This is a genomic window from Staphylococcus sp. AC872 (assembly GCF_979255425.1).
This window is the reverse complement of sequence record NZ_CEEDKW010000006.1, coordinates 1-12,255: the sequence shown is the minus strand read 5'-3', so window position 1 is coordinate 12,255 and position 12,255 is coordinate 1. Positions and strand designations below refer to the sequence as shown.

The 12,255-nt window shown below is 32.3% G+C and carries 12 protein-coding genes; 7 read left to right on the top strand and 5 right to left on the bottom strand.

The window, feature by feature from the left end; all coding sequences use genetic code 11:
* Positions 1-50 precede the first annotated feature (50 nt).
* A complete protein-coding gene (locus ACZ267_RS09735) occupies positions 51-1,469 on the top strand; it encodes a DHA2 family efflux MFS transporter permease subunit (RefSeq protein ID WP_079449150.1) in 1,419 nt (472 codons plus the stop codon).
* A 23-nt stretch (positions 1,470-1,492) separates the two neighbouring features.
* On the opposite strand, the gene ACZ267_RS09730 is transcribed toward ACZ267_RS09735, so the two are convergent.
* Positions 1,493-2,719, bottom strand: coding sequence for a S1C family serine protease (locus ACZ267_RS09730; protein ID WP_370657650.1), 1,227 nt, complete (start codon positions 2,717-2,719; stop codon positions 1,493-1,495).
* Positions 2,720-2,907: 188 nt separating this feature from the next.
* Here ACZ267_RS09730 and ACZ267_RS09725 point away from each other — a divergent pair, with 188 nt between their 5' ends.
* The 3 genes from ACZ267_RS09725 to ACZ267_RS09715 all read left to right on the top strand — a co-directional run bounded on the left by ACZ267_RS09725 (position 2,908) and on the right by ACZ267_RS09715 (position 4,395).
* Positions 2,908-3,525, top strand: coding sequence for a lysophospholipid acyltransferase family protein (locus ACZ267_RS09725; RefSeq protein ID WP_015364901.1), 618 nt, complete (start codon positions 2,908-2,910; stop codon positions 3,523-3,525).
* A gap of 154 nt (positions 3,526-3,679) precedes the next feature.
* Positions 3,680-4,021, top strand: a complete 342-nt coding sequence (locus tag ACZ267_RS09720) for a hypothetical protein (RefSeq protein ID WP_015364902.1) — start codon at positions 3,680-3,682, stop codon at positions 4,019-4,021.
* A 59-nt stretch (positions 4,022-4,080) separates the two neighbouring features.
* Positions 4,081-4,395, top strand: coding sequence for a hypothetical protein (locus ACZ267_RS09715; RefSeq protein WP_015364903.1), 315 nt, complete (start codon positions 4,081-4,083; stop codon positions 4,393-4,395).
* A gap of 54 nt (positions 4,396-4,449) precedes the next feature.
* On the opposite strand, the gene ACZ267_RS09710 is transcribed toward ACZ267_RS09715, so the two are convergent.
* A complete protein-coding gene (locus ACZ267_RS09710; RefSeq protein ID WP_002467164.1) occupies positions 4,450-4,776 on the bottom strand; it encodes a DUF2147 domain-containing protein in 327 nt (108 codons plus the stop codon).
* A gap of 371 nt (positions 4,777-5,147) precedes the next feature.
* Between ACZ267_RS09710 and nagE the strand changes: the two genes are divergently transcribed.
* Together nagE and ACZ267_RS09700 are read left to right on the top strand one after the other, a co-directional pair.
* Positions 5,148-6,626, top strand: coding sequence for an N-acetylglucosamine-specific PTS transporter subunit IIBC (nagE, locus tag ACZ267_RS09705; protein WP_002467165.1), 1,479 nt, complete (start codon positions 5,148-5,150; stop codon positions 6,624-6,626).
* A gap of 103 nt (positions 6,627-6,729) precedes the next feature.
* Positions 6,730-7,854 carry an HAD family hydrolase gene (locus tag ACZ267_RS09700; protein WP_002467167.1) on the top strand — a complete coding sequence of 375 codons (1,125 nt, stop codon included), beginning with the start codon at positions 6,730-6,732 and terminating at the stop codon, positions 7,852-7,854.
* A gap of 70 nt (positions 7,855-7,924) precedes the next feature.
* Here ACZ267_RS09700 and serA read toward each other — a convergent pair whose 3' ends face one another.
* The 3 genes from serA to ACZ267_RS09685 all read right to left on the bottom strand — a co-directional run bounded on the left by serA (position 7,925) and on the right by ACZ267_RS09685 (position 11,230).
* Positions 7,925-9,520: a phosphoglycerate dehydrogenase gene (gene serA, locus ACZ267_RS09695; protein WP_002467161.1), complete on the bottom strand. Its 1,596-nt coding sequence runs from the start codon at positions 9,518-9,520 to the stop codon at positions 7,925-7,927.
* A complete protein-coding gene (locus ACZ267_RS09690; protein WP_079449149.1) occupies positions 9,510-10,670 on the bottom strand; it encodes a pyridoxal-phosphate-dependent aminotransferase family protein in 1,161 nt (386 codons plus the stop codon). The genes serA and ACZ267_RS09690 overlap by 11 nt, the downstream gene beginning before the upstream one ends.
* A gap of 119 nt (positions 10,671-10,789) precedes the next feature.
* Entirely contained in the window at positions 10,790-11,230 is a 441-nt protein-coding gene (locus tag ACZ267_RS09685) for an OsmC family protein (protein ID WP_015364905.1), read from the bottom strand.
* A 77-nt stretch (positions 11,231-11,307) separates the two neighbouring features.
* Between ACZ267_RS09685 and ACZ267_RS09680 the strand changes: the two genes are divergently transcribed.
* Positions 11,308-12,045: a glycerophosphodiester phosphodiesterase gene (locus ACZ267_RS09680; protein WP_079449148.1), complete on the top strand. Its 738-nt coding sequence runs from the start codon at positions 11,308-11,310 to the stop codon at positions 12,043-12,045.
* Positions 12,046-12,255 lie beyond the last annotated feature (210 nt).

Genomic DNA, 12,255 nt, shown 5'->3' with positions numbered 1-12,255 from the left:
AAGGGTGTAAATTTGTTGACGAAGAAACAAAAAAGGAGACGTTTTGGTCAATGAAAGAGACACAACATCAGATACCAAAAGAAACAATGAATGCGGCATGGGCAATAGCGATTGGAGCCATTGCACCTATGTTAGATTCAACTATGATTAATATTGGTATACAACAACTTAATCAAACATTTCATACTAATATAGATATCGTTCAATGGGGAATTACTGGATATATTTTAGCACTTGCTATAGCTATTACTTTTTCAGGGTGGTTAATGAATCATTTTAATAGTAAATATACTTTTATTATAGCTATGCTAGTTTTTGGTATTACTTCATTATTTGTAGGAATCAGTTCGTCAGTGAGTATATTTATTCTATTTAGAATCTTTCAAGGATTTAGTGCGGGAGTTATTACATCACTTATGTTTACCTTACTGGTAAAGACTGCTGGACAAGATCATATAGGGAAGGTTATGGCAATCGTCAGTACACCTATGATCTTTGGACCAATTCTCGGCCCTACATTAGGTGGATTTATTATTCATTTAGCCTCATGGCGGTGGATGTTTTTTATTAACATAGTAGTTTCACTCATTTCTGTACTACTCATGATGAAATATGTACCATCATTCAAACCATTTGATAAGCATAAAAAATTAGATATATGTGGAATTCTCTTATTAGGCATTACGAGTGCAACATTGATTTATGGTATCAGTCTAGCTGGGACGATAGGTTCATTTATGGATAGTAAAGTTATGACATTTATATGCATTGGAGTGGCAGCTATTGTTGTTTATATTTTTTATAACAAACTATGCCATTTTAATACGGTACTACCTTTAAATTTGTTTAAAAGTAAAACGTATTCAGCCTCTATGACAGGATTATTATTAGCTAATGTAGGCATTATGGGGCCGATGGTTATTCTACCTTTATACTTTCAAGAATTTAAAGGTTACTCCGCTATTGGTGCAGCACTAGCGCTAATTCCTCAAGGCATAGGTATGTTAATCACACGACCATATATCGGAACATCTATTGACCGGATAGGGGCCAAAAAAGTTATATATATTAGTATCGTGATTGCTATTCTAGGCACAATTCCATTGATATTTGTTGATGATGAATCATCTATTGCATGGTTGTCGTTCATTTTATTTATTCGTGGATGTAGTGTTGGTGGTATCAATTTAGGTTTAATGGCCGATGCCTACAAAGGTGTTTCTCAGAATCAGTTATCTGAAGCTGGCGTAGGAATTAACATGATTGAAAATATCGGTGCAAGTTTTGGTACAGCAATCATAGCAACTGTTGTAGCTTCTAATTTATCCATGAGACATATTCATCATGAAATGAGTCATTCAATTGTGGGCTTTCATGAAGGTTTTCTAGTTTCAATGATTGCGATTATACTCATTTTAATTCCAACTTATTACTTAGGTGAAAATAAAACAGGTATGGATGAAAACTAATTTCATCCATACCTGTTATTTATTTATTCTGCAAATTGACTTTGTTTTTCTGAAGAAGTCTGAACTTGTTTCTTCAGTTTCACATCGATTGTTTCAGTTTTACCATCTCGAATAATCGTCAATTTAACGTGTTCACCTGGTTTCTTATTCTCATATAGGTATGTTCGTAAATCTGTGTCTTCTTTTACTGATTTTCCGTCTACCTTAGTGATAATATCTCCTTTTTTCAAGTCACTATCATGATCAACTTTAGCTACATATACGCCAGATTGACTATCCGTATTTAATTCCTTCTTATATGAATCTGGAATATCGCTTAAATTAATTAATCCGATACCTATAGAAGGGCGTTCTATTTTACCGTGTTTAACTAATTGTTCAATGGTAACTTTGACTTCGTTACTTGGTATAGCGAATCCAATTCCCTCAACTTGTTCTGAGGCTATTTTCATAGAGTTTATGCCAACTAAATTACCGTTGATATCTACCAAGGCACCTCCAGAGTTACCAGGGTTAATTGCTGCATCAGTTTGAAGTACATTTACTTTTGTATTTCCACCAGTGGTATTTGCATCAATAGTACGTTCATTTGCTGAAATAATACCTGAAGTAACTGAATTAGCAAATTCTAGGCCTAGAGGGTTACCCATAGCAAATACACTATCACCTGTTTGTACTTTAGATGAATTAGCAAAGTCTATAGCTTTGATACCTTTCGTATTATTAATTTTTAATACGGCAATATCAGTGACTGCGTCTTTACCAACTAATTTTGCTTTAACTTGTTTAGAATTGTGTAACTGAACCTTAATCTCAGAAGCACCATCGATAACGTGATTATTGGTAACGATATATGCTGAACCATCACTTATTTGATAGATAACTCCTGATCCAATACCAGCTTCTTCAGGCTTAGATGTCTTTCCATTCAGTAAATCGTCCAAGTTCGTTGACTTTTGCATATTAATAACACCTACAATTGCTGGTGATACATCTTTAATCATCTCATGAACTGAACTATATTTATCACTTTTACCATCCAATTGGTTACCACCTTTACTATTAGAAGCTTCATTAACAGTGGCACCATTTTGATTGAAAATGGTATGATCTAGTAGTTTACCAATACCCAATACAAGTAATGCACCTATGATACCTGCTATTAATGCAACGAGTATAGTTTTAAACCAAGGAAACTTAGGTTTATTATATCGAGATGGCTGATTGTTAGAATCAAAGGATTGATTCATTTGTGTATAATCTGACATATTTGACCTCCAATTAATTTTTCTCACAATATAATTATGTAATTTTTTTCACAAAAACGCTAGTTTTCTGCAATCAGACTTTAGACTTATTTCATGCTTATCTTGTTCAACAAGTATGTAAATGATAAAATCTAAATGTTAAATAGAAAACAATAAGAGTAGGTGTAACTATGTATAAAGTGATTAGTAGTATCTTGTATTTTATTTTAGTAAAGTTAGGTAAATCTTTATTTGTTATAGGTAAAGAAAATATACCAAAAGACAATCAATATGTTGTGACTTGTACACATGAAAGTTATAACGAAGTGATTATGTTAGGTATGGCTATTTATCCAAACCAAATTCATTATATGGCTAAAAAAGAACTATTTAGTAATAAATGGGGCGGTAAATTTTTAACTGCATTAAATGCATTTCCGGTTGATAGAGAAAATCCAGGGCCAAGTACATTAAAAAGACCGATTAAATTATTAAAAGAAAACAAAACAGTTGGCATATTCCCAACTGGTCATAGAACATCTGCAGAAGGTGCACCATTAAAACGAGGTGCGGCAACAATAGCCATGTTAGGTAAAGCACCTATATTACCTGCAGCATATGTAGGTCCAAAAAAATTACATGGGCTCGTTACTGGGCAAGCATTAATAAAGTTTGGTGAACCTATTGATACAAGTAATTTACCAAAAGACTTAAAAAGAAATGAAAAAGTAGATTACTTAACAAAAGAAATCGAACGCCAAACAACAGCATTGCAAAAAGAATTAAATGAATTAGCTAAAAATTTATAATTAAACATTAAGGTTGGATAGGGATTCAATGAAATATTTGAATCATATCCAACCTTTTTAATATGTTTTTTAATGTATAAGTAAATAGACAATATGTGTCCTCCATCATTGTTATGAAGTACAAAACATTTTAAATTTTAGGGGGACATTTTAAATGAAAAGAATAATTGTATTATGTTTAGGCATGCTTATTTTGTTAGCAGCATGCGGTAGTAAAGTAGATGGTACATATAAAAATGATGAAATGAGCATTAAAGCAAGTAAAGATAGTGATCGTGCAACTTTACATCTAAAATCACTAGAAAATGATGGTGGTATTTTCGGAGTAGAAAAAAATGATGGAAATGTTGAAGGGCGAATTGACAAAGATAAAAAAACAATGTCATTTGATGTGCAGGGTGAAACCATGAAATTTGATTATAAAGTTAAAGGGGATAAACTCATATTAATTAATCCAGATAAAGATGATGAAAAAATTGAATTGAAAAAAGAGTAATTTAATTTTGTGGTAGAAAAAGAATTTCACTCAATTGTATATTGAAAGGTGTTAACAGTATGAAGAAAATAATAGTGGTTACACTTACAATGGTATTTTTATTAACAGCTTGTGGTAATCAAATCTATGGTAAATATAAGGTGAAAGACAACGGAGGGACAATAGAAATTAAGAAAAACGATAAGTTTGAGATTTCTAATGAAAATGAAAAAGGCGTCTTGAATGGTAAAATTAATAAAGATGATAAAATCATAACAATATATTATGAAAATCATCCAATGAAAATAGACTATAAGCTAGAAGATGATACATTAGAATTAAAGTTAAAGGCAGGTTCTGACGAAGAAGTTGTCAAAGCAAAAAAAGTAAAATAATGAGTATATATCATGCCCGTTAAAATCAAGATTCGATATTAACGGGCATTAATTTTATTGTTTGATTTTCTCGAATTTTCTCTCACTATCATCGGGTTTTTCATCCGGTTTTTCTAACGCGTAAATCGCCTTTTTACCAACTTTTAAATAACCAGTTGAACCGCCCAAATTAATTTTTGCAAGGTCTTTATGGTCTTTATCATCTTTTATTGATCCTTCTGCAGTTTCACCGTCAGTTGTGACTTTAAGCGATTCACCTTTAATAGTGATAATATCACCATTCTCATTTTGCCATTTACCTTCAGCCTTTTTAGTAGGGCTACTTGAACATGCTACTAATAATACACTTAAAATTGAAATTAATACTAAAATCTTTTTCATATAGCTCAACCTCCTTATTGATTGGCCTCATTTTATCAAAAAATCAAAAAGTTGTGTATAACATATTTTGCTTAATTTGTTATAAATAGATTAGTATAAAATATCATAATTACTTTTATTTCAATGTGAGTTTTAATAGATGTGTTATTCTGTCAAATTTGAAAAAATAAAAAACTTGAAAAGTTCATAATTAGCATGAAAATGCAATTTTAATTATCTATTGATTCTGATACAATATGTAAGGATATAAGTTGATATGACAGTGATTTACATCATTTTTTCATACATATAAATTTACTAATTGGATGATAAAGATGAGCAGTTAAAAATTGTCATTTAATCATTCAACAAAAATAAAGGGGGATTGTTACATGTTTAAATTTTTTCAGAATTTAGGTCGTTCACTTATGTTACCAGTTGCTGTATTACCAGCTGCTGCTATTATTGTTGGTATAGGTAACGCGCTTAACGCTTTGCATGCCTTACCTCAAGTGGCTCAATTCTTTGTTGCAGTAGGAACTACTATTCTTGAGCAACTAGGTATATTATTTGCTATAGGTGTTGCAATAGGTATGGCAAAGAAGAATGATGGTGCAGTCGCATTAGCTGCAGCATTAGGCTTTTTTGTAGTAACCAAAGTATTATCACCAGATAAATTAGCACCAATATTGCATGTTAAGCCATCTTCATTAGGTGAAGCATTTGACAAGATGGATAACGGCAACGTATTTGTTGGTATCATTATTGGTCTTATTGCGGCTTATACCTATAATCGATTTAGTGAGACAGAGTTACCACTCGCATTATCATTTTTCAGTGGTAAACGTCTGGTACCTATACTAACCGCATTTTTCTGTACATTTATAGCTGTTATTCTATTATTTGTATGGCCAGTTGTATATAATGCTATTGTGACGTTTGGTACTTGGATTGTAGGTATGGGGCCATTTGGCGCATTTATTTATGGTGTAGCCAACCGTTTATTAATTCCAACGGGTTTACATCATGCATTAAATACAGTATTTTGGTTTGATACAATTGGAATCAATGATATTGGTAAGTTCCAAACAGGTAAAGATGCTGTACATGGTATTACTGGTCGTTACCAAGCAGGGTTCTTCCCAATTATGATGTTCGGTATGCCTGCTGCAGCACTAGCAATGTATCATACAGCTAAAACATCTCAACAAAAACAAGTATATGGTTGGTTCCTAGGAAGTGCGATTGCTGCCTTTTTCGTAGGTGTTACAGAGCCAATTGAATTTGCATTTATGTTTGTTGCACCTATATTATATGTTATTCATGCATTGTTAACTGGATTATCATTATTTATTGCTGCTACTTTCCACTGGACAGCAGGATTTTCATTTAGTGCAGGACTCATTGATTATGTGTTATCTCTAATTAATCCTGTAGCCAATCATCCTTTAATGCTATTAGTTCAGGGTGTGGTATTCTTCATTTTATATTATGTCATCTTTAGATTTGTAATACAGGTCTTTAATTTAAATACAATTGGACGAGGTGACAATGAATTAGTTGATCCAACTGATGAGGATGCTATTGAAAAAGAAAATGCTGATACTAAACAAAGTAGTGGAAGTAAATATAGTAAATCAGCTGCACAAATTCTTGATGGTTTGGGTGGCGCTCAAAATATTACAACATTGACAAATTGTGCGACAAGACTCAGATTAGAGCTTGAAGACAATGCTATCATTGATGAACAAAAAATTAAAAACGCAGGTGCTGTAGGTGTGACTAAGAGTGGTAAACATTCTACTCAAGTCATCATTGGTACTCATGTGCAGCAAGTTGCAGACGAGATAGAGAAGCAAATGGAAGCATAATATTTTTTAATACTGTAGGGCAAATTCAAATGATGAATTTGCTCTATTTATTTTCAACATGTATATTATATAGTATCAGAATTTTCTGAAAGGGAGTTTGTAGATGAAATCAGTATTGTTTGATGTGGATGGTGTATTTTTAAGTGAAGAACGTTGCTTTGATGTGTCAGCTTTAACAGTCTATGAGTTACTTATGGATCAAATGTATTTAGGTTTAAAACCTGACATAGATCTAAGTCTACTTAAAAATGAAGACATTGCTCGAATTAGATCGGATATATTCGTCAATGATGAAGTTTTAAAAAAGTTGAAATCACTTGGTTTAAACTCTAATTGGGATATGCTATATATTGTATTTAGTTTACATTTTATTCAAATATTAAAAGAACTATCATCTAATGAAGTTGAAAAGATACTTCAGTATCAACAGATTAGTGGTAATCTATTACAAGAAATAGGCCAATTGATAAAGTTCGATGATCAGATTGATTACCCATTGCCACTTAAATTTTTAGAACATGTGGAAAGCGGGAAGTCTAATATCTTCACTCGTTTACAAGATTATGCAAGAAATGAATTAAATACAAATCAAGTTTCATTCTTTGAATTTAAAAGTCCACTTTGGCAATTAACACAATCAATATATCAAGAATGGTATTTAGGGTCAGCATTGTTTAAAGATGTTGAAGGTTATGAACCATACAAAGATAATAAAAGTGGTTTTATTCATCATGAAATTTTATTACGTCCTATTAAAGAGATTCAACATCTATTAAATGATTTGCAAGATAGTGGCTATCAAATTGCAATTGCTACAGGTAGACCAAGAACGGAAACACTCGTGCCATTCGAATCACTGAATCTACTATCATATTTTGACGAAATGAATATTGTGACAGCAAGTGAAGTATTAAAATCTGAAACGATGTTTCCTGAATACAAACCTTTAGGGAAGCCGAATCCATTTAGTTATATTGCAACATTAAATGGAAATAAGGAAGAGGAATACTTCAAATATATAACTCATCAAAATAATATAGTTAAAAAAGAGGAAGTATTTATTGTAGGTGATTCACTAGCAGATTTATTAAGTGCGAAGAAAATTGGCGCTACATTTATAGGAACTTTAACTGGATTAAAAGGTGAAAATGCTAAGAAAGAATTAGAAAATAACGGTGCCGATTATATTGTTAATCACGTAGGGAATATAAGAGACATATTATTATAATAATAAAGCTACAGAATATAAAAGAGATGATGGAAAGTCTTCACTCATATATTCTGTAGCTTTTATTGTGTTACAGAGTTAATTTAGTGCTTATAATCTTATTAAATGGTATCGCATTGTTAAGTTCAGCAACAAGTGCATGTGATGCTGGTTGGTCAATAGATAATATCATGAGTGCTTGACCACCTTCATTCGTTCTGCCTAATGTCATTGAACCAATATTGATACCTTTATTTCCTAATAAATTGCCTGTTTTACCAACTATACCTGGTTGATCATTGTGACATGTTACTATTTGATATTGACTTGGTTTGAAATCTAATGAGAAATTATTGATTCTAACAATTCTTGGTCCAAAGCCTGATAAAACCGTACCGCCGATTTTAATTGTGTCTTTATCATTAGATAATGACAATTCTATATAGTTACTAAAACCTGATTCATTTTTATTTTTTTCAATATGATAGGTCACATCTTGCTGATTTAATAAAGCTAAAGCATTGATAATATTGACCTCATCTGCAAAGTCATCTTTTAAAATATGCGTCACTACGGTTCTTGAGATGAGGCTTGTATCTATTTTTGCTACATCTCCACCGTAAGTAATCGTAACTTCACTTGGTGCACCTTCTAAGAGTTGAATACCGAATTCCCCAATAGTAGTGGCTAATGATAAGTAATCTTTAACATTTTGGTCAACCTCATTCATGTCCATTTTAGGTGCGTTAACCGCATGTTCTACGGTACCTTTTGTTAAAATATCAATGATTTCATTTGAAACAGAGACAGCTACTTTTTCTTGCGCTTCAACAGTAGATGCACCTAAGTGAGGTGTCACTATAATTTTATCATGTTTAATTAATGGTGAATCTAAAGGCGGTTCATGCTCAAATACATCTATGGCAGCTCTTGAAATTTGAGATTGGTCTAAGGCCTTGATAAGTGCATCTTCATCAATTATGCCTCCTCGGGCAACATTAATAATTTGTAAATTAGGTTTAGCAAGATTAAAGAAGTTCTCGCCAACAATACCTTTTGTTTTAGGTGTTAATGGCGTATGAACGGTTACAAAATCTGACTTTGAGGCAATCTCTTCTACAGTAGCTAGTTGAATATCTAATGATTTAGCTTTATCTTCTGTTAAATAAGGATCGAATGCCAATATTTGCATTCCAAAACTTTGTGCACGCTTGGCTACGCCTAACCCAATACGACCTGCACCTATAACACCTAATGTTTTCTTATATAATTCTGTTCCGCGAAACGCTTTTCTATCCCATTTTCCAGATTTAAGAGATTGATGGGCTTGTGGTATATTACGAGCCATAGCTAAAATCATTGCAATGGAGTGTTCAGTTGCTGAGATAGTATTGCCATCAGGTGCATTGATGACTAGAATGCCTTTTAATGTTGCAGCCTCTATATTAATATTATCGACACCGACACCTGCTCTAGCAATTACTTTTAAATTTGATGCAGCTGTAATGATTTGATCTGTGACTTGCGTTTGGCTTCTCACTATTAATCCATCATATTGTGGAATTATCTTTACTAAAGCCTCATCAGTTAAATCAGTATAAATATCGACGTCAAAATCAGGATGTTCTAATAAACTTTTAATACCTTCATCTGAAATTGGATCAGAAACTAAAATTTTATGACTCATGCTGAATTACCTCCATAAATTTTGTTACACCTTTACCAATATAATTTGCGTTTCTATATTCAGTAAGAATAAGTTCTAAGGCAGAAACAACGGATAGAATATCGAATGGTGAGACTTTCCCCATATGACCAATTCTAAGTATTTCACCTTTAAGATGTCCTTGACCACCAGCAATAGTAATATTAAATCTAGATTTAAGTTGATTTTTAATCAATGCCAATTCATCTTTGGAATTTGGAATAAATGCTGTAACAGTGGGGGAAGCTACATCATCTTTAACTAATAATTTTAGGTCAAGTGCTTTAAGTGCAACACATAGTGCGTCACGAATCATATAATGACGTTGAATAACATGGTTCAAACCTTCATGTTTTACTAAATCGACGTAAGCATTTACACCTCTAAATAACGATACATTAGGTGTGAAAGGTGTAGAGTGTTTCGTAGATGCATCTACGTATTTGTTTAAATCAAGATAAAATCTTGGTGTAGTCACTTCATTAAATCTTGACTTTGCTCTGTTATTATAAGCGACAAAAGCTAAACCTGGTGGTAACATTATTGCTTTTTGACTACCTGACACTAAAACGTCGATATGGTCTTTGACCAAGTCGACATCAACAGCACCAATACAACTTACGCCATCGACTACAAAATAGATATCTGAATCATATGATTTAATTGTTTGTCCAAGTTCATGAATCGGGTGTAATACACCAGTTGAGGTTTCACAAAATTGTGTGAAAATAGCAGTGACTTTGACATTTAAACTTTTGAGATAATCTAAGAAAGAATTGATATCAACGGATTCGCCCCAAGTAACATCATAAATATGGACATTTTTATAATATGTTTCAGCTATTTGTTTGAAACGATTACCAAAGGCGCCGGATACAATAATGACAATATGATCTTCAAGATTAGCGATATTTAACATACTTGCTTCTAATACACTCGTGCCACTCGATGTTAATATCAAGACATCATTTTGGGCACCGAATATTGGTTTTAAGCCACTGTAGGCATTTTCGGCGATTGTTTCAAAATCAGATGAACGATGACCTACCATAGGTAATTGAATTTGAGACATAATTTCATCTGGCACTGGGGTTGGTCCAGGTGTAAGTAAAAGGGGTTGATAATAATGCATAAGTCATTCCTCCAAGTGTAATATTCAACTATTTTAACAAATATTCTGAAAATTTAAAAGGTGAAATTAATAGCTATCAGAGTTTAGAAATTATTGCCCTATATCTGATAGCTTGAAAGTTATTTTACAGTTGGTTCTATCTTGACGATAACATTGTTTTTAATTGAGTTAGAAATCATGCAATTATTATCAGCAATTTTCAATAATTTTGGTAATCGTTTTTCTAAATTGTCTTTATCATTGTCTGCCACTTTGATTTCTGGATAATGTGTGATGGATGTCATTTTGAATTTTGCATTTTCAAATACAGCATTGCCGATGGATTGCTGTGTAATTGAAATGTCTTTATAACCAGCTCTTTCAAGTGTTGCTGCCAAGGAAATAATATAGCAAGATGATGCTGCACTAACTAACAGTTCATCAGGATTAGTACCTATACCAGTACCTTCCAAAGACGAAGGAATAGAAATTTGTTCATTAATCACATCACCAATAACTTCTCCTACTTCATTTCTACCACCTTGCCAAGTGGTTTGAACTTTAAAGTCATGTTGAACCATTTAGATTGACCTCCTGTGTCATTATGGTAATTTAAGTTTAGAACATTATTAATCAGATGAAAAGAAAGGTGACTTTCATGTCGAATGAACGTTCAAATCAATCATATCAGTTAATAGCTCATCGTGGATTACCACAAGACTATCCTGAAAATACATTAATAGGGTACCAACACGCGTTAGCATTACCCATTGATATGTTAGAAATTGACTTACATTTTACAAAGGACAAACAACTAGTTGTCATTCATGATGATACGATTGATCGTACATCTAATGGAAAGGGTAAAGTTAAAGATTATACATTAGAACAATTAAAAAAATTTGATTTTGGTTCTTATCATGATAAGCGTTTTAAAGACGAACAAATCCCAACATTCGATGAAGTATTAGACATACATTCTAAAAGTTCTAAAAAGTTGCTAATTGAAATTAAAAAGCCTAGCCAATACCCTGGAATTGAAAAAATGATTGTAGATAAACTTAAAGATTATCATGTTCCATCGTCTAAAGTTATATTACAATCTTTTGATTTTGAAAGTATAAATAAATTAGCACAAATGAATGTTCCATATGAACTAGGTGTATTAATTAGTAAGAAAAAATATTGGTATAAATCACCTGATTTTAAAGCAATTGCAGAAATTGCTAACTATATTAATCCTAATTACAGCATTGTTAATAAACATTTTATGGAAAAAGCACATGTTGAACATTTAAAAGTGATGCCATATACTGTCAATGATTCTAAAGAAGCAAGGAAACTCATAGATTTACATGTTGATGGCATTATTACGGATATACCTGATAGGTTATAAGGAAAAATCAATATGCAGAAAGGGGAGTGGGACAGAAATCATAAAGAACCACTAACCATTGAATATGAAGTGGTTCTTACGCATTAGCCACAGCTAATATGTACTTTAAAATAGGAATACATGAGTGAAACTTATGCATAAGAAATACTAATTTCTAAAGAAAAAGTATTTCTTTATCGTTGTCCATCCCCAACTTGCATTGTCTGTAGA